This window comes from Serratia sp. CY84636 (assembly GCF_052166245.1).
GTDB classification, from domain to species: Bacteria; Pseudomonadota; Gammaproteobacteria; order Enterobacterales; family Enterobacteriaceae; genus Serratia; species Serratia nevei.
Window position 1 is genome coordinate 545,949 of sequence record NZ_JBJNOX010000002.1, and the last position, 16,517, is coordinate 562,465.

16 protein-coding genes are annotated in these 16,517 nt (G+C 62.4%); 7 read left to right on the forward strand and 9 right to left on the reverse strand.

The features are described 5' to 3' along the window. Positions 1–28: 28 nt before the first annotated feature. A complete protein-coding gene (locus tag ACJ8QI_RS07160; protein WP_089180846.1) occupies positions 29–469 on the reverse strand; it encodes a DUF2569 domain-containing protein in 441 nt (146 codons plus the stop codon). Positions 470–691: 222 nt separating this feature from the next. Between ACJ8QI_RS07160 and ACJ8QI_RS07165 the strand changes: the two genes are divergently transcribed. Together ACJ8QI_RS07165 and ACJ8QI_RS07170 are read left to right on the forward strand one after the other, a co-directional pair. Further along, positions 692–1,732 carry an oxidoreductase gene (locus ACJ8QI_RS07165; protein ID WP_442532268.1) on the forward strand — a complete coding sequence of 347 codons (1,041 nt, stop codon included), beginning with the start codon at positions 692–694 and terminating at the stop codon, positions 1,730–1,732. A gap of 72 nt (positions 1,733–1,804) precedes the next feature. After that, positions 1,805–2,809: a bile acid:sodium symporter family protein gene (locus ACJ8QI_RS07170; protein ID WP_130018004.1), complete on the forward strand. Its 1,005-nt coding sequence runs from the start codon at positions 1,805–1,807 to the stop codon at positions 2,807–2,809. 11 nt (positions 2,810–2,820) lie between these two features. On the opposite strand, the gene ACJ8QI_RS07175 is transcribed toward ACJ8QI_RS07170, so the two are convergent. From ACJ8QI_RS07175 to ACJ8QI_RS07185, 3 genes are all read right to left on the reverse strand, one after another. Then, the gene (locus ACJ8QI_RS07175) at positions 2,821–3,366 is read right to left on the reverse strand and encodes an AAA family ATPase (RefSeq protein WP_141969065.1); all 546 of its coding nucleotides are present in this window, start codon (positions 3,364–3,366) and stop codon (positions 2,821–2,823) included. 111 nt (positions 3,367–3,477) lie between these two features. Continuing rightward, positions 3,478–4,476, reverse strand: a complete 999-nt coding sequence (add, locus tag ACJ8QI_RS07180; protein ID WP_048323276.1) for an adenosine deaminase — start codon at positions 4,474–4,476, stop codon at positions 3,478–3,480. 136 nt (positions 4,477–4,612) lie between these two features. Next, the gene (locus tag ACJ8QI_RS07185; RefSeq protein ID WP_049201919.1) at positions 4,613–5,368 is read right to left on the reverse strand and encodes a DeoR/GlpR family DNA-binding transcription regulator; all 756 of its coding nucleotides are present in this window, start codon (positions 5,366–5,368) and stop codon (positions 4,613–4,615) included. Positions 5,369–5,465: 97 nt separating this feature from the next. Here ACJ8QI_RS07185 and ACJ8QI_RS07190 point away from each other — a divergent pair, with 97 nt between their 5' ends. Then, on the forward strand, positions 5,466–6,062 hold the full coding sequence (locus ACJ8QI_RS07190) for an NUDIX domain-containing protein (protein WP_442532269.1): 597 nt from the start codon (positions 5,466–5,468) through the stop codon (positions 6,060–6,062). Then, a complete protein-coding gene (locus ACJ8QI_RS07195) occupies positions 6,059–6,427 on the forward strand; it encodes an NUDIX hydrolase (RefSeq protein ID WP_442532270.1) in 369 nt (122 codons plus the stop codon). The genes ACJ8QI_RS07190 and ACJ8QI_RS07195 overlap by 4 nt, the downstream gene beginning before the upstream one ends. A 32-nt stretch (positions 6,428–6,459) precedes the next feature. On the opposite strand, the gene ACJ8QI_RS07200 is transcribed toward ACJ8QI_RS07195, so the two are convergent. Beyond that, complete coding sequence (locus ACJ8QI_RS07200) at positions 6,460–7,641, reverse strand: MalY/PatB family protein (protein WP_060419132.1); 1,182 nt, start codon at positions 7,639–7,641, stop codon at positions 6,460–6,462. Then, on the reverse strand, positions 7,634–9,253 hold the full coding sequence (gene malX, locus ACJ8QI_RS07205; protein WP_049201912.1) for a maltose/glucose-specific PTS transporter subunit IIBC: 1,620 nt from the start codon (positions 9,251–9,253) through the stop codon (positions 7,634–7,636). Before malX ends, ACJ8QI_RS07200 begins: the two co-directional genes overlap by 8 nt. Positions 9,254–9,474: 221 nt before the next feature. Between malX and ACJ8QI_RS07210 the strand changes: the two genes are divergently transcribed. Further along, positions 9,475–10,506, forward strand: a complete 1,032-nt coding sequence (locus ACJ8QI_RS07210) for a Mal regulon transcriptional regulator MalI (protein WP_033648213.1) — start codon at positions 9,475–9,477, stop codon at positions 10,504–10,506. Here ACJ8QI_RS07210 and ACJ8QI_RS07215 read toward each other — a convergent pair. Next, a complete protein-coding gene (locus ACJ8QI_RS07215; protein WP_049196838.1) occupies positions 10,503–11,384 on the reverse strand; it encodes a LysR family transcriptional regulator in 882 nt (293 codons plus the stop codon). The two genes, ACJ8QI_RS07210 and ACJ8QI_RS07215, sit on opposite strands and share 4 nt — an antisense overlap. A 206-nt stretch (positions 11,385–11,590) precedes the next feature. Between ACJ8QI_RS07215 and blaSRT the strand changes: the two genes are divergently transcribed. Then, complete coding sequence (gene blaSRT / locus ACJ8QI_RS07220; protein WP_060419126.1) at positions 11,591–12,727, forward strand: SRT/SST family class C beta-lactamase; 1,137 nt, start codon at positions 11,591–11,593, stop codon at positions 12,725–12,727. A 26-nt stretch (positions 12,728–12,753) separates the two neighbouring features. Here the strand turns inward: blaSRT and ACJ8QI_RS07225 are convergent, their stop codons facing one another. Continuing rightward, on the reverse strand, positions 12,754–13,662 hold the full coding sequence (locus ACJ8QI_RS07225; RefSeq protein ID WP_100396350.1) for a LysR family transcriptional regulator: 909 nt from the start codon (positions 13,660–13,662) through the stop codon (positions 12,754–12,756). Between the two features lie 102 nt (positions 13,663–13,764). Between ACJ8QI_RS07225 and ACJ8QI_RS07230 the strand changes: the two genes are divergently transcribed. Then, positions 13,765–14,919 carry a serine hydrolase domain-containing protein gene (locus tag ACJ8QI_RS07230; protein ID WP_442532271.1) on the forward strand — a complete coding sequence of 385 codons (1,155 nt, stop codon included), beginning with the start codon at positions 13,765–13,767 and terminating at the stop codon, positions 14,917–14,919. Positions 14,920–14,963: 44 nt separating this feature from the next. Here the strand turns inward: ACJ8QI_RS07230 and ACJ8QI_RS07235 are convergent, their stop codons facing one another. Next, positions 14,964–16,496: a YdgA family protein gene (locus ACJ8QI_RS07235; protein ID WP_442532272.1), complete on the reverse strand. Its 1,533-nt coding sequence runs from the start codon at positions 16,494–16,496 to the stop codon at positions 14,964–14,966. Positions 16,497–16,517: the final 21 nt, after the last annotated feature.

A 16,517-nucleotide genomic window follows, 5' to 3' on the forward strand; every position in this document is an offset into this window, starting at 1 on the left:
CACCCAATAAAACGTGCTGCAACTCCCTTTAACGTTCGGTAAAGGTCCCTTTGACCCGCTGCGAACGCTTGATGTAAGGCACCAGCAGCGCCGCCATCAGCAGCGGCCAGCCGAGGCTGCGCACCGCCACTTCATCCGGTACCGGCGCGAAGGCGAAGGCTTTCACCGCCAGAATTACCGTGATCAGCAGCCATAACAAGAACAGCTTGGGGAAGCGCTGCGAACGCTGGCAAAACAAAAACACCAGCCACAGGGTGAAGCACCACATCAAGAGTGTGGTCAGCACCGAAAAGTACCACTGCAGGGTAAATGCCTGGGCGTTGGTCAACAGATAGTCGCGCGACTCGGGCATGAAGATCGCCATGGCGTACAGGAGCAGCATCAGGCTGGCGCTGAGCAGGGTGACGATCAGATAGGCCAACGGGGCCAGCAACCAACCGCCGATACGAGTGTATTCAGCTTGAGACATAAAGGCTTCCTGATTGAAACGGGGATCACAGGCGGCATAGCTTAGCGGGTAATATAGGCTTCGTCATCCCTATCAAGCGGATAGCTCGGCATCGCGACGCCGGGCCGCACGTTTGGCTACGCCGGCCCTGCGTCGAATTAACATCTTATTTACTTCTTGTTCCATCCGGCCGCATGGTGTCAAATCGAAAGGGTCTGTCGTGAGCCAGCAAGAGGAAATCCCATGGCTGAGAAAATTCGTGTCGGGCTGGTCGGTTACGGCTACGCCGGCAAAACCTTTCATGCGCCGCTGATCGCCGGTACGCCGGGGCTGGAGCTGGCCGCCGTCTCCAGCAGCGACGCCGGCAAAGTGCACGCCGATTGGCCGTCGATGACGGTGGTGGGTGATGCGCAGGCGCTGTTCGCCGATCCGGCCCTCGATCTGATCGTAATTCCTACCCCCAACGATACCCATTTCCCGCTGGCGCAGCAGGCGTTGGCCGCCGGCAAGCACGTGGTGGTGGATAAACCGTTTACCGTGACATTGTCACAAGCACAGGCGCTGCAACAGCAGGCGCAGCAGAGTGGTTTACTGCTGTCGGTGTTCCACAATCGCCGCTGGGACAGTGATTTCCTCACCCTTAAAGCATTGCTGAACGACGGTTCGCTGGGCGAGGTGGTCTATTTCGAGTCGCATTTCGATCGCTACCGGCCGCAGGTGCGCCAGCGTTGGCGCGAACAGGGCGGCGTCGGCAGCGGCATCTGGTTCGATTTGGGGCCGCATCTGCTCGATCAGGCGCTGCAACTCTTCGGCAAACCCGAGCGACTGTTCGTCGATCTGGGGGAGCTGCGGCCGGGGGCGCAGGCGGTGGATTATTTCCACGCGCTGCTGAGCTATGGCGATCGCCGTGTGGTGCTGCACGCCAGCATGCTGGTGGCGGCAGAGAGCCCGCGCTACGTGGTGCACGGCACCCGCGGCAGCTATGTCAAATACGGTCTGGATCCGCAGGAAGACCGGCTGAAGGTCGCCGAGCGCCTGCCGCAGGCCGACTGGGGCTATGACATGCGCGATGGAGTGGTGACGCTGTCACGTGGAGATCTGCTGGCGGAGCAACCGCTGCTCAACATTCCCGGCAACTACCCGGCTTATTACGCCGCGGTGCGCGACGCGATCGCCGGCACAGGCGAAAACCCGGTGCCGGCCGCCGACGCCATTGCGGTGATGGCATTGATCGAACTGGGGCTGGAATCGGCCCGGCTGCAGCAGGCGCTGCCGGTGGTCTGATCCCGTTCATTTCTCTGTGCCCGGCGCAACGTCGGGCCTTTTTACGACTTTACGTGCAAGGAAATCCGTTTCATGTCTTGGTTGCAGCGTTTACGCATTGATAAATTTTTGCTGGTTCTGATTTTGGTGGTGATCGTCGCCTCGCTGTTCCCCTGCGAAGGCATCTGGAAAACCTTCTTTGAACACCTGACCACCGCCGCCATCGCGCTGCTGTTCTTTATGCACGGCGCCAAGCTGTCGCGCGAGGCGATCGTCGCCGGCATGAGTCACTGGAAGCTGCACCTGCTGGTGTTCCTCAGCACCTTTGCGCTGTTCCCGCTGCTCGGGCTGGCGATGAACCTGCTGGTGCCGGGCATCATGACGCCGACGGTCTATCTCGGCTTCCTCTACCTGTGCGCGCTGCCGGCCACGGTGCAATCGGCCATCGCCTTTACGTCGGCGGCGGGCGGCAACGTGGCGGCGGCGATCTGCAGCGCCTCGGCGTCGAGCATTCTCGGCGTGTTCCTGTCGCCGCTGCTGGTGGGCGCGTTGATGCATACCCAGGGCGGCAATACCGACGTATTGCACGCCATCGGTTCGATCATTCTGCAATTGATGGTGCCATTTGTGGTCGGTCACCTGGCGCGGCCACTGATCGGCAAGTGGATCGACCGTCATCGCAAACTGATCAACCTGACTGACCGTTCGTCGATCCTGCTGGTGGTGTATACCGCGTTCAGCGCGGCGGTGGTTGAAGGGATTTGGCATCGCATCGACGGCTGGTCGCTGCTGACCATCCTGGTGATGTCGCTGGTGCTGCTGACGGTGGTGCTGGTGATCAACACCTATGCGGCGCGCTGGCTGGGCTTCAACACCGCCGATGAGATCACCATCGTCTTCTGCGGCTCGAAAAAGAGCCTGGCGAACGGCATTCCGATGGCCAACGTGCTGTTCCCGGCTGCTGCGGTGGGCGCCATGGTGCTGCCGCTGATGATTTTCCACCAGGTGCAGCTGATGGTGTGCGCGGTGCTGGCGCAGCGCTATGCGCGTAAAACCGCCAAACAGCGGGCCGAAGCGGAGGCGCTGGTGGCCAAATAGGCCGCAGGCCGCTAACGGTGGCTCAGCGCGTCGAGCAGAAAGTCGGCGCGCTCGTCGGGTGAAGCGCGCGGCAGCTCTTGCAGCCGATAGCCATAACGGCGATAGGTGGTCACCATCGCCCGATAGGTCTGCTCGGCTTCGGCGAAAGATTGTTTTCTCTCGCTGTCCTGCGCATAAATCGCTCGCCACGGCGGGGCGATGAACACCGTATCGGTATAGCGAAAGGCGTCGATCGCCGCCGTTAAGGGGGCGGGGATCGATAATCCGCACAGCGTCAGGTAACCGGCGATATCCGGCAGCCCGCGATCGAAGAACCAGCATGTTGCCCCCGTCGCTTCGTGCCATGAATGCAGTTCCCAATCGAGCATCCGCTCGGCGAAAGCCTGACGATCGCCCCACGGTAGCGCATTGCCCCCAATACTCACCTGATCCTGAATAATCGCCCGGCCCGCCTCCAGGGAGTGTGGGTAACCACGGCGATGAAGAACGTCGATGAGCGTGCTTTTGCCCGAACCCGGGCCGCCGGTCAGCACGATGCGGCGCAGTTTGTCAGACATGCGGAATTCCTCTCTTGCAGCAGAGCGATGGGGTGAAAACAGTGTTAAAGACGAGCAGGCGGAAGAATATGGGGGATGAGAAGAAGGCGCCGTTTGGCGCCTTGGGGAGATTTAGCCCTGCACTTTGGCGCGCAGCGCCTGTTTTTCCTGTTCGCTGAGGAAAGCCAGCTTCAGGCCATTTTCCTGCGCGGTGCGGATTTCCTCCGGCGTCAGCCCGGCCTGCGGCGCGGCGACGCGGTATTCGTGCTCGATCTCGATGCCCTGAACCGCCGGATCGTCGGTGTTGATCGACGCCAGCACGCCGTGGCGCAGGAAGGTGGCCAGCGGATGCTGCGCCAGTGACGGCACGGTGCTGGTCTGGATGTTGGAGGTCAGGCAGGACTCGATGCCGATGCCGTGTTCCGCCAGGAAGTCCATCAGCGCCGGATCGTCGACCGCTTTCACCCCGTGGCCGATACGTTCGGCGCCCAGCTCGCGGATCGCCTGCCAGATGCTTTCCGGGCCGGCGGCTTCGCCCGCGTGCACGGTGATGCGCAGGCCGGCGTCGCGCGCGCGGTTGAAGTGGCTGAGGAACAGGCTGCCGGGGAAGCCCAGCTCATCGCCCGCCAAATCCAACGCGGTAATGCCGTCGCGGTGCGCCAGTAACCCTTCCAATTCCTGCAGACAGGCGGCCTCGCCAAAGGTGCGGCTCATGATGCCGATCAGGCGAATGTCGATGTCGCGATCGCGGCAGCCCGAACGGATCCCGTCGATCACCGCTTCCACCACGCCGGCGACCGGCAGTTGGTGTTTCATCGCCATGTAGTAAGGGGAAAAACGCAGCTCGGCGTAGTGCAGACCGGCGTTGGCGGCGTCCTCGACGTTTTCGTAAGCCACCCGGCGGCAGGCGTCCAGATCGCCCAGCACCGCTACGCCCCAGTCCAGTTTCTGCAGGAAGCTGACCAGATCCGGTTCGGCATGGGTGATCTGCACGTGCGGGCGCAGGCTCTCCAAATCGTTGGCCGGCAGGGCGAGATTGAACTGGCGACCGAGGTCGAGAATGGTCTGCGCGCGGATGTTGCCGTCAAGATGGCGGTGAATGTCGGTAAGCGGTAGGCGGGGATCGATCATGCTGGGCACTCGCTAATTTATCGTAGGTAAAGTGCAGAACAGTATAAAAACAAATGAATGAAACTTGCCATCTCGTTGCATAAAAAAGTGATGTGAATCACAAATAATGCGAGGTATGTCGCATTATCGCCGTGAATCAGGCTTTCAACACGCTGACGCCCGCCTGCTGCAACGGCGCGATCAATGCGTCGTCGGTGGCGCGTTCAACGATGATGGTATGCGCCAGCGTAATGTCACCGATCGCATACTGCGAGGCGGCGTTAAGCTTGGCGGCGGAGGCCAGCACCACGGTTTCCGCCGCGCGGGCCGCCAGCGCGCGTTTGATGTAGGCCTCTTCCAGATCGCCGGTGCTCAGCCCTGCAGTGGGGTGCACGCCGGTCACGCCCATAAAATAGAGATCGGCGCGAATATGCGACATCGCTTCCACCGCGGCGGCGCCGACGCTGACGATCGAATGCTTGTACAGCCGGCCGCCGATCAGGATCACCTCGACCGTGGGGTGATCGACCAGGCCCACGGCGACGCTGGGGCTGTGGGTGACGATGGTGGCGTTCAAGTTGAGCGGCAACTGCCTGACCAGCTCTGCAGAGGTGGTGCCACCGTCGATAATCACTACCTGGCCGGGGGCGATCAGCGCAGCTGCCGCTTTGGCGATCGCGCGTTTGGCGCCGGATTCCAACTGATTGCGTTCGGCAAAGCTGGCAATGGCGGAAGAAACCGGCAGGGCGCCGCCATGCACCCGCTGCAGCAACCCCTCGGCGTCCAGTTCGCGCAAATCGCGCCGGACAGTATCTTCCGACAGCCCGAACATTTCGCTGAGCTGCTTGGCCAATACCTGGCCGTCCTGAGCCAGTTTTTCCAGAATGATTTTCTTGCGCTGGCTGGTCAACATGGCCATGTTCCTCTCAAATTTGGTTTGCACGAAATATCTTGATCATACACGAAACTGCACGATAGTATCAATTTCCTTCCTCTGGCGGAGTAAACCGATGATAGCCACCAAAGACAGGGTTCGCATTGTCGAAACCCGGGTGTTGTCCGATGACTGGTACCTGCTGAAAAAAACCACCTTTGATTTTCTGCGGCGCGACGGCGTTTGGCAGCGACAAAGCCGTGAGACCTACGATCGCGGCGATGGCGCGGTGATTTTGCTGTTCAACCGGCAGGCGCAAACGGTGATCCTGACGCGCCAGTTCCGTTTTCCGGTGTTCGTCAACGGCCATGACGGCATGTTGATTGAGGCCGCCGCCGGTTTGCTGGACAACGCGTCGCCGGAGGCGCGCATCCGCGCCGAAGCGGAAGAGGAAACCGGCTATTTCGTGCAGAGCGTGGAAAAGGTGTTCGAAGCCTACATGAGCCCAGGCTCGGTCACCGAGAAGCTGCACTTTTTCGTCGGCGAATATCAGGCGGGCGACCGCATCAACGAGGGCGGCGGGGTGGCGGCGGAGGGGGAAGATCTGGATGTGCTCGAGCTGCCGCTGGCGCAAGCCCTGCAGGCGGTTCGCCAGGGCACGATCGTTGACGCCAAGACCATCATGCTGCTGCAGTTTGTCGCCTTGAACCGGACATTGGAGGAAGAACGATGAAAGCCCAACAAATCTTGATCGCCGGCCCCTATCGCAGCGGCACCGATGGCGATCCGCAGCGTATCGCCGCCAATCTGGCGCGCCTGGAACAGGCGGCGCTGGCGGTTTACCAGCGGGGGCACGTGCCGGTGATCGGCGAGTGGCTGGCGCTGCCTTTGGCGGCGGCGGCGGGTTCCACTCAGGTTGGCGATGCGGTGAGCGAGGCGTTTCTTTACCCGGTGGCCCACCGGCTGATTACGCAGTGTCAGGCGGTGTATCGCATCGAAGGGGCGTCTGCAGGAGCCGATAACGACGTGCGGTTGGCCAACGAGTGGGGCCTGACGGTCTATCGCCGCCTGGAGGACATTCCGCCTGTTCAGGGGTAATCGAGGGGCGGGCGGAGGCTCGCCCCCTCGCGCTATTGCTCGCCCAGCACCAACCGCAATCCGGCGATCAGCTTGTCCATGCCGGCCTCCAACTTGCTGCGCGGGCAGCCGACGTTGAGGCGCAGGAACCCGCGACCTTCCTCGCCGTAGGTAAAGCCCGGCATGATCGCCACCTTTTCGCGCTCGATCAGCACCTGCTGCAGCGCCCGATCGTCAACGGCCAACGGCCGCAGATCGATCCAGGCCAGGTAGGTGGCCTGCGGCGGGCGCCAGCCCAGCGCCGGAAACGCCTGTTCCAACCGCTCGGCGACGTAGGTCAGATTATCCTGCAGATAGTCGCGCAGGGAATCCAACCAGGGTTCTCCGTGGCGATAGGCGGCCACGTGCGCGGCGACCGCCAGCACCGCCGGCGAGGAGAGGCCGTCGCGGGCTTTGAGCTGCTGGAAGTAGGCTTCGCGGCTGGCGTCGTCGCTGATGAAGCCGTAGGCGCCGGTCAGCGCCGGGATATTGAAACTCTTGGAGCCGGAGGTCAGCAGGGCCCAGCCGCCGGTCGCCACCTGGCTCCACGGCGTATGGCGGTGTTCCCCCCAGACCATGTCCATGTGGATCTCATCGCTGATGACGCGCACGTCGTGGCGCTCGCACAGTTCGGCCATCTGCTGCAGCTCGTCGCGGCGCCACACTTTGCCGGTGGGGTTATGCGGGCTGCACAGCAGCAGGATCTTGGTCTGCGGCCGCGCCAGCAAGGCCTCAAGGTGCGCCATGTCGCAGCGCCAGTCGTCGCCGGCTTTTTGCAGCGGGCAGGCCAACAGCTGGCGCTGGTTGGCGAGGATCACCTTGTAGAAGGCGTCGTAGGCCGGAGTATGGGTCACCACGTAGTCGCCCGGTACGGACCATTGGCGGATCAGCTGCGCCGCCATGTAGATAACGGAAGGGCCGTACACCGCCGTTGCGGTGTCGATGGCGGCGTTGAAACGTTGCTGATACCAGTGGCGCAGCGCGCCGAGAAAATCCTCGTGCTGCCAGCGGCTGTAGCCCAGCACGCCGTGCTGCAGGCGCTGCTGCAACGCCTCGAGAATGCACGGCGCGGTGGCGAAATCCATATCGGAGATGGTGAACGGCAGCAGATCGGCGCTGCCGAAGCGATCGGCGATATAGTCCCACTGGGTGCACCAGGTGCCGTGGCGGTCGATCGGGGTGGCGAAATCAAACATGGGTGGCTCCCTGCAGCGCCGCGGCAGGTTGCGCCGTGGCTATCAGTGAGTCTAATTCATCCTTCACCGATTGCACCTGTGGGCCGATCACCACCTGCAGATTATGCTCGTTGAGATGCACCACGCCGATGGCGCGGTTGGCCTTCAGCGCCGCGTCGTCCACCCGGCTCATGTCGTTGACCGACAGGCGCAGGCGGGTGATGCAGTTGTCCAGCGTGATGATGTTGTCCGGGCCGCCGAGCGCCGCCAAAATCGCCGGCACGTTGTAGCCGGATTTGCCCACCGCGCCGGCCGGCGCGCTCTGGCTGACGGCGCTGTCGCTTTCGCGGCCCGGCGTTTTGATGTTAAAGCGCTGGATGGCGAAGCGGAAAATGGCGTAATAGCCGACAAACCAGACGGCGGCCACCACCGGCACCAGATACCACTTGGTGGCGGTGCCGTGCAGAATGCCGAACACCACGAAGTCGATGATATTGCCGTCGGTGTTGCCGATGGTCACGCCCAGCAGCGCCATCACGGTAAAGCCCAACCCGGTGAGCAGTGCGTGGATCAGGTAGAGGAACGGCGCGACGAACAGGAACAGGAACTCGATCGGCTCGGTGGTGCCGCCGACCACGCAGGCCACCACGCCGGAAATCAACAGCCCTTTGATTTTATGGCGGTTCTCAGGTTTAGCGCAGTGATACATCGCCAGCGCCGCGCCCGGCAGCCCGCCGAGGAACGCCGGCATTTTACCCTGCGACAGGAAGCGAGTGGCGCTCTCGGCGAAGCCGGTGGTGGTTGGGCAGGAGAGCTGCGCCTGGAAGATGGTCAGGGCGCCGCTGACGCTGTGGCCGCACACTTCCATCGTGCCGCCCGCCTCGGTAAAGCGGATCAGCGCCACCAGTATGTGCTGCAGGCCGAACGGCAGCAGCAAGCGTTCGCCGGTGCCGAACAGCATCGGGCCAAAGGCGCCGGCGCTGTTGATCACCCAGCCCAGCCCGGTGATGCCGGCGGCGAACCACGGCCAGATCAGCGGGATCACCAGGCCGCACAGGCCCAGCACCACGGTGGTGACGATCGGCACGAAGCGCGTGCCGCCGAAGAACGCCAGCGCGTCCGGCAGGCGGATGGTGTGGAAACGTTCATGCAGGCGATAGACGATGATGCCGACGATCACCGCGCCGAGGATGCCGGTATCGATCGACTGAATGCCGAGAATGTTCTGGATGTTGTTGGCTTTCAGCACCAGCGGATCGCTGGTGGGCAGCACGCCGGCGGCGGTCAGGTAGAAATTGGTGCCCAGATTCAGCACGGCGAAGCCGACGAAGCCGGAGAAGGCGGCGACGCCCTTGTTCTCACGCGCCATGCCCAGCGGAATGGCGATGGCGAACATCACCGGCAGGAAGCTGAAGGCGAAGGAACCGACCTTGCTCATCCAGGTAAAGATCAGCTGGAAGATCGGGTGGCCGATAAACGGCATCAGGGTGATCACGTCGCGGCTGCTCAGCGAGCTGCCGATCCCCAGCATGATGCCGCAGAAAGAGAGCAAGGCGACGGGCAACATGAAGGTTTTGCCCAGGCTCTGGAAGAACTCCCAGAGGGTGATTTTTGGTTTGTTGGCTGCTGACATAACCGACTTCTCCTGGCGAAAAGACGAGCAAAAAGGGGACTTCTGATTAGGTAAAAAGAAGATAAAACGTTTTACCTAGCAAAAATGCGCCGCCAATCACAAATCTGCCGCCCGGTTTTTGGCGACAATGCGGCAGGCAGTAAAACGTTTTACTGAGCTAACGGATTCGGTATACCCTTGATCATTACGGCGGGTTGCCCAGGAACGGGTTCGCAGAGACTATGAGCATCAAAAAAATCACCATCACCGATGTGGCGCAGCAGGCGGGCGTGTCGGTCACCACGGTTTCCCTGGTGTTGAGCGGCAAGGGGCGCATTTCGCCGACCACCGTCGAGAAGGTCAATCAGGCGATAGAGCAACTGGGCTACGTGCGCAATCGCCAGGCGGCGACGCTGCGCGGCGGGGAGTCCGGAGTGATTGGCCTTATTCTGCGCGACATCTGCGAACCCTTCTATGCCGAAATGACCGCCGGGCTGAGCGAAGCGCTGGAGGCGCACGACAAGCTGCTGTTTTTGACGCAGAGCGGGCGCGACGGCCAGGGCCTGCAGCGGGCGTTTGACGCGCTGCTGGCGCAGGGCGTCGACGGCATCGTGCTGGCGGGCGGCATTCGCGCGGCGGCGGGCCTGAAGGAGAAGGCGGCCGAGCAGGGCGTACCGCTGGTCTGCGTGGCGCGCTCCAGCGGTCTCGATGGCGTGGACGTGGTGCGGCCGGACAACATGCAGGCCGCCAAGCTGGCCACCGAATTTTTGATCAAGCGCGGCCACAGCCAAATCGCCTACCTCGGCGGCCAGAGCGATTCATTGACGCGCGCCGAGCGGCTGGGCGGCTTTTGCGCCACGCTGGTGCAGTACGGCCTGCCGTTTCGCAGCGAATGGATCGTCGAGTGCGATTGCCGGCAGCGCCAGGCGGCGGAAGCGGCGGAGCAACTGCTGCGCCATTACCCGAATATCACCGCTATCGTCTGCCACAAGGCGTCGGTGGCGCTCGGCGCCTATTTTGGCCTGGCGCGCAGCGGCCGCAGCATCGGTTCGGACGGGGTAGACGCCTACTACGGGCGGCAGGTGGCGCTGATCGGCTTCGGTGACGTGCCGGAGGCCGAATTGACCGAGCCGCCGCTGACCTTCGTCTCCAGCTCGGCGCGGGAAGTGGGGCGCAGCGCCGCCGCGCGCCTGCTGCAGCGCATCGGTGACGCCGACCTGCCGGCGCAGAACGTCATTCTGCCGCCGACGCTGATCCGGCGCGGTTCCGCCTAGCCCTGCCGCTGTTCCTCTTCCGCCTCCCGGCGGATCCAGCCGATAAAGGTTTTCATCGCCGGCGTCAGATCCCGCGATTTCAAATGGGTCAGCCAATAGGCGCCGAGCGCGGCCTCGGCGGCAAACGGCCGCTGCAGCGCGCCGGCGGCCAGTTCGCGGCGGAACATGCTGACCGGCGCCAGCGCCACGCCGTCGCACTGGATCGCGCCTTCCACCATCAGCCTTGACGAGTCGAACACCGGGCCGTTGATCCGCCACGGCGTCACCTGTGCCGCCGCGAACCAGCGCTCCCATTCATCCTTGCGGTAGGTGCGCATCAGCTGCTCGTGCTGCAGATCCTGCGGCGTGCGCAGGCGCGCGGCGACCGCCGGCGGGCAGAGCACCGTCAGCGGCGCGTCGAACAGCTTGATATTGCAGGTGGCGGGCCAGAGCCCTTCGCCGAAGCGGATGGCGAAATCCATGCCGTCGGCCGACAGATTGACCAGGTTGTTGTGGGTGAGCACCCGCAGATCGATAAACGGGTGCGCCGTGCGGAACGCCGCCAGCCGCGGCATCAGCCAGCCGACGGCGAAGGTGCCGACCACCGCCACCGTCAGCACCTCGTGGAAATGCCCGCCTTCGAACTGCTGCAGCACCGCCTCGATGCGGTCGAAGGCGTCGCTCAATACCGGCAGCAGCGCCTGGCCCTCTTCGGTCAGATCCAGCCCGCGCGGCAGGCGGCGGAACAGCTGAATGCCCAGCTGTTCTTCCAGCATGCGCACCTGCTGGCTGACGGCGGCCTGGGTGACGCGCAGCTCCAGACCGGCGCGGGTGAAGTTCAGGTGACGAGCGGAGGATTCGAACGCCCGCAGGGCGTTGAGGGGAAGTCGATTGCGCATTGTCGATAGCCATAAGTTTTTCTTTATGCTGGCTGAAATTATTATCGCTTGTCAACCCGGCGGCAAAATCCGATATTTGGCGCGGCTGCTCAGAGTGTCACGGCAGCCGTAAAGGAATGACATCATCAATCAGGGAAAGCGCCGTATATAACGCCAATAAAAACTTTTGGCCGCGGCCGATGCCCTGCAACCTAAGAGCTTCTATCATGACGAAAATGAATCGCCTGGCGGCCGCGCTGATCGCCGCACTGATCCTGCCGACCGCGCACGCCGCACAGCAGCAGGATATCGACGCCGTTATTCAGCCGCTGATGAAAAAATACGGCGTGCCGGGCATGGCGATCGCCGTGTCGGTCGACGGCAAACAGCAGATTTACCCGTATGGCGTCGCCTCGAAGCAGACCGGTAAACCGATCACCGAGCAGACGCTGTTTGAAGTGGGCTCGCTGAGCAAAACCTTCACCGCGACGCTGGCGGTCTATGCGCAGCAGCAGGGCAAACTGTCGTTTAAAGACCCGGCCAGCCACTATCTGCCCGAGCTGCGCGGCAGCGCCTTCGACGGCGTCAGCCTGCTGAATCTGGCGACGCACACCTCCGGCCTGCCGCTGTTCGTGCCGGACGACGTGACCAACAACGCCCAGCTGATGGCCTACTACCGGGCCTGGCAGCCGAAGCACCCGGCGGGCAGCTACCGCGTCTATTCCAACCTCGGCATCGGCATGCTGGGCATGATCGCCGCCAAGAGCCTCGACCAGCCGTTTATCCAGGCGATGGAACAGGGGATGCTGCCGGCGTTGGGCATGAGCCACACCTACGTGCAGGTGCCGGCGGCGCAGATGGCCAACTATGCGCAGGGTTACAGCAAGGACGATAAGCCGGTGCGGGTCAATCCTGGCCCGCTGGACGCCGAGTCTTACGGCATCAAGTCCAACGCCCGCGATCTGATTCGCTATCTGGACGCCAACCTGCAGCAGGTGAAGGTAGCGCAGCCGTGGCGCGACGCGCTGGCCGCGACGCACGTCGGTTATTACAAGGCGGGCGCGTTCACGCAGGATCTGATGTGGGAGAACTACCCGTATCCGGTGAAACTGTCGCGTTTGATTGAAGGCAACAACGCCGGGATGATCATGAACGGCACGCCGGCCAGCGCCATCACGCCGCCGCAGCCGGAATTGCGCGCCGGCTGGTATAACAAAACCGGCTCCACCGGCGGTTTCTCCACCTACGCGGTATTTATCCCGGCGAAGAATATCGCCGTGGTGATGCTGGCCAACAAGTGGTTCCCGAACGACGATCGCGTCGAAGCGGCTTACCACATCATCCAGGCGCTGGAGAAGCGCTGACGGTCAGGGGCGCCGGCGAGGCGCCCCTACCACCGGTGCTGCCGTTCACGCCGCTCGCGCATGAAATCGATAAAGGCGCGCAGCTTGAGCGGCAGATGCTTGCCGGCGGGAAAGTAGATGAAAAAGCCCGACGCTTCGCTGGCGTAACCCGGCAGCACTTCCACCAGTTGCCCCTGCGCCAGCTCCTGCAACACCGTGCCCTGAAAACGCTGTGCGATACCCAGGCCCGCCAACGCGGCATCTTTGATCAGCCGATCTTCGTTAAAAATCAAACTGCCGCTGACGTCCAGCGCGCGTTCATCGTCGCCCAGGCTAAAATACCAGGGTTCCAGTTTGCCGCTGCCGGGGAAACGGTAGCGCAGGCAGTGGTGAGCAGGCAAATCGTCCGGCGTGGCCGGAACGCCGCAACGCGCCAGATAGTCGGGCGAGGCGACCAGCACCCGGCGCTGGCCGTTGTCGATCGGCACGGCGATCATGTCTTTTTGCAGCATGGCGTGCATGCGAATGCCGGCATCGAAACTGCCCAGCACCAGATCGGAAAAGCGGTCTTCGGTAAACAGCTCCAGTTGCACGTCGGGATAGCGCCGTTGAAATTCCGCCAGGTGCGGCATCACCAGCAGCGAGGCGGCCAGCTGCGGCAGCGTGATGCGCAGCAGGCCCGCCGGCTGTGCGCCCAGGGCGCGCACGTCGTCCGCCGCCACGTCGATCTGGCTCATCGCCGGCGACACCTTCTGATAGAACAACCGGCCCTCGTCGCTGAGGCGCACCGAGCGGCTGGTGCGGTGAAATAGCCGCACTCCCAGCTGATTCTCCAGCGCCTGAATGTTTTGCGACACCGCCGGCGGCGTGACGCCGAGCTGGCTGGCCGCGCGGGTAAAGTTGCCCAGGCGTGCGACGGCTTCGAAATAGGGCAGCAGCTGCAGGAGTGAACTCATCTATCAATAACCTGTGCTTAATGATTCATTAAATTATGCCTTATTTTAATTTATGACGAACCTTTTAGACTGATTTTACTTTCCATTAGCGAGATGAAAATCATGTCGGCAGAACAACGGGCGTTAACAGAACGGATCGCGGCGATCGATCAACAGGCGATGGCCGAAGGGCGCATCGTGGGTAGCGTGGTGCTGGTGGCGCGGCAGGGCGAGATTTGGTATGCCGGGGCGACCGGCTATGCCGATCGCGAAGCGCGGCGGCCGATGCGGCGAGAAACGCAGTTCCGGCTGTCGTCGGTCTCCAAACCCTACACCACGCTGGCGACGCTGCGCCTGATCGAACAGGGCAAGCTGAGCCTGGACGACGCGGTCAGCGAGTGGCTGCCGTGGTTTACTCCGGCGCTCGCCGATGGCCGGCGCCCGGCGATCAAGATTCGTCATTTGCTGAGCCATACCGCCGGGCTGGACTATCGGCTGAACCAGCCGCCGACGGGCGTTTACCACCAGTTGGGGATCCAGGACGGCGTGGAACTGTCGACGCTGACGCTGGAGCAAAACCTGCGGCTGCTGGCGCAGGCGCCGTTGCTGTCGGCGCCGGGGGAGCGTTTCAACTATTCGCTGGCGATCGATGTGCTAGGCGCGGTGCTGGAACGGGTGACGGGCATGCCGCTGCCGCAGCTGTTTGTCGAATGGGTGGCGCAGCCGCTGAGGCTTGGCAATACCGCGTTCCATGCGACGGACGCCGCGAACCTGGCGACGCCGTATTACAACACCCCGCAAGGGCCGCAGCGCATGCATGAAGGCCTGCGGGTGGCGCTGCCGGAGGAGATGGCGGGGGGCGAAGTGCTGTTTTCACCGATGCGGGCGCTCAACGCCGGGGCCTATCCTTCCGGCGGCGCGGGCATGGTCGGCGATGCCGACGACGTGCTGAAGCTGGTGGAGGCATTGCGCAGCGGCGGGCAGGGTATTTTGCAGCCGGACACGGTGGCGTTGCTGCGCAGCCCGCACGTGGGTGCGCAGGCGCAAACGCAAGGGCCGGGCTGGGGATTCGGTTTTGGCGGGGCGCTGCTGGTGGACGCAGAAGCGGCACAGACGCCGCAGCATGCCGGCACGCTGACCTGGGGCGGGGTTTACGGCCACAGCTGGTTCTTTGACCCACAGGCGCAGCTGAGCGTGGTGATACTGACCAACACCGCGTTTGAGGGCATGTGCGGCCGCTATCCGCAGCAGATCCGCGATGCGGTTTACGCGGCGTAAATAAAAAGGGCCCCATTGGGGCCCTTGATCAGGCTTTCAAACGCTTACTGCGCCGGTGCCGGAGCAGGTTGTGCATCCTGCGCCGGTTCGCCGTCTTCCGCCGGGGCGCCCAGCAGGCCGAACTGGCCGATGAACTCCTGCAGCGACATTTTGTTGCCGTTCAGGTCAACCTGATTGTCGGCATAGTGGAACGTGCTCGCGATCACGCCGTCTTTCTGGGTGGTCAGCTTGAACATCTGGCCCATGGCCGCCAGGCCCTGCACTTGCTGCTGCGCCAGTTTCTGCGCGTCTTCCTCGTTGTAACCCTGCAACAGCGCGGTTTTCGCGGTCACTTCGGTAGCCATCGCTTCCGGAATGGTCAGGTTGATATCCAGCTTTTTAACCGCCTGCGCGATCAGCTGATCCGGCGATTGTGCCGGGGAAGCGGCCTTGCTCGGATCGGTCAGCGCCAGATCCAGCGTGAAGGTGCTCTCGCCCTTGCTGTTTTTCCAGCTCAGCGGTGCGATGCTGAGGCTCGGGTTGCCTTTCAGCAGCAGCGGCAGGTTCTTTTGCAGCAGTTCGGCGTTTTGCTGCTCATACACGGCCGGATCCAGGTTCTCGCCCTGTTGCAGCAGCGCCATGGTCTGGCGGTTGTAGCTGTCGGCGAAGTCTTTCAGCGCCTTGCCGTCGACGTTGTCGATTTTCAGCGCCAGCTTGCCGGCGCCGAAGTCGTTGCCCTGCACCTTGAGCGCGTCCATGGTGTAGTCGATCTGGCCGCCGATGTTGCTGCTGCCTTGCTCGCCGAACTTGCTCACCAGGTTGAAACCGTCCAGCGCCACGGTATCTTTACCGTCGATCGTCAGTTTGAACTGCTTCAGCGTCATCGTCTGATCGCCGAGCTTCACACGGAACTTGCTCTCGTTGCTGTTGCCTTTCAGGTTGAAGCCCTGGAAGGTGATCTGCTCGTTTTGACCGAATTCGTTCGGGCTGGCGAACACGATATTGTCGCTATTGGCGTCCAGCACGAATTTTTTCAGATCGCTGGACACGTCAGCGTTAATGGTGGCGCCGCTGAATTTCAGCGAAGACTTATCTTTTTGGTAGTCTAGCGGGATGATGTCGATGGCAGACGAGGTGTCCCCGCTGTAAGAGATGCGCGAATCGGCGGTAAACAGCGATTTGCCTTTGGTGGTGTCAAACAGACCTTTCACCGCCGGGGTATTTTCCAGCTCGGTATGCACCGACGCCATGCTCGGCAGCAGATTGAATTTTTTCAGCTGGGCGAAGGGGAACGGGCCGTGATCGATGGTTTCCAGGAACGCCACTTCTTCACCGGCTTTCAGCGCCGCGTTTTCACTGGTATCCGTGCCGTCGGAACGCAGCACATAACGCACTTTACTGCTGAACAGGCCGCGCTGGTAATTTTCATAGCTCAGCTTCACGCCGGCTTTCGGCAGGTAAGCTTTCAGCTGGCCGTTGGCGTTGTCGACGACTTCGCCCATGTGCTGCTCGATCAGTTTCCCGGTGTACCAGGATGCCCCGGTCCATGCTGCGCCAAGAACCACAATGACGCTGACAGCGACTAACGATTTTTTCATAGCTCTGTTTCATCCTTTTTT

Bases quoted from the DNA above. Each gene is read 5' to 3' on its own strand.
- ACJ8QI_RS07195 (WP_442532270.1), top strand. From the start codon at position 6,059: ATGAAAGCCCAACAAATCTTGATCGCCGGCCCCTATCGCAGCGGCACC.
- ACJ8QI_RS07190 (WP_442532269.1), top strand. From the start codon at position 5,466: ATGATAGCCACCAAAGACAGGGTTCGCATTGTCGAAACCCGGGTGTTG.
- ACJ8QI_RS07160 (WP_089180846.1), bottom strand. From the start codon at position 469: ATGTCTCAAGCTGAATACACTCGTATCGGCGGTTGGTTGCTGGCCCCG.
- ACJ8QI_RS07170 (WP_130018004.1), top strand. From the start codon at position 1,805: ATGTCTTGGTTGCAGCGTTTACGCATTGATAAATTTTTGCTGGTTCTG.
- ACJ8QI_RS07215 (WP_049196838.1), bottom strand. From the start codon at position 11,384: ATGCGCAATCGACTTCCCCTCAACGCCCTGCGGGCGTTCGAATCCTCC.
- ACJ8QI_RS07210 (WP_033648213.1), top strand. From the start codon at position 9,475: ATGAGCATCAAAAAAATCACCATCACCGATGTGGCGCAGCAGGCGGGC.
- add (WP_048323276.1), bottom strand. From the start codon at position 4,476: ATGATCGATCCCCGCCTACCGCTTACCGACATTCACCGCCATCTTGAC.
- ACJ8QI_RS07200 (WP_060419132.1), bottom strand. From the start codon at position 7,641: ATGTTTGATTTCGCCACCCCGATCGACCGCCACGGCACCTGGTGCACC.
- ACJ8QI_RS07225 (WP_100396350.1), bottom strand. From the start codon at position 13,662: ATGAGTTCACTCCTGCAGCTGCTGCCCTATTTCGAAGCCGTCGCACGC.
- blaSRT (WP_060419126.1), top strand. From the start codon at position 11,591: ATGACGAAAATGAATCGCCTGGCGGCCGCGCTGATCGCCGCACTGATC.
- ACJ8QI_RS07230 (WP_442532271.1), top strand. From the start codon at position 13,765: ATGTCGGCAGAACAACGGGCGTTAACAGAACGGATCGCGGCGATCGAT.
- ACJ8QI_RS07185 (WP_049201919.1), bottom strand. From the start codon at position 5,368: ATGTTGACCAGCCAGCGCAAGAAAATCATTCTGGAAAAACTGGCTCAG.
- ACJ8QI_RS07175 (WP_141969065.1), bottom strand. From the start codon at position 3,366: ATGTCTGACAAACTGCGCCGCATCGTGCTGACCGGCGGCCCGGGTTCG.
- malX (WP_049201912.1), bottom strand. From the start codon at position 9,253: ATGTCAGCAGCCAACAAACCAAAAATCACCCTCTGGGAGTTCTTCCAG.
- ACJ8QI_RS07235 (WP_442532272.1), bottom strand. From the start codon at position 16,496: ATGAAAAAATCGTTAGTCGCTGTCAGCGTCATTGTGGTTCTTGGCGCA.
- ACJ8QI_RS07165 (WP_442532268.1), top strand. From the start codon at position 692: ATGGCTGAGAAAATTCGTGTCGGGCTGGTCGGTTACGGCTACGCCGGC.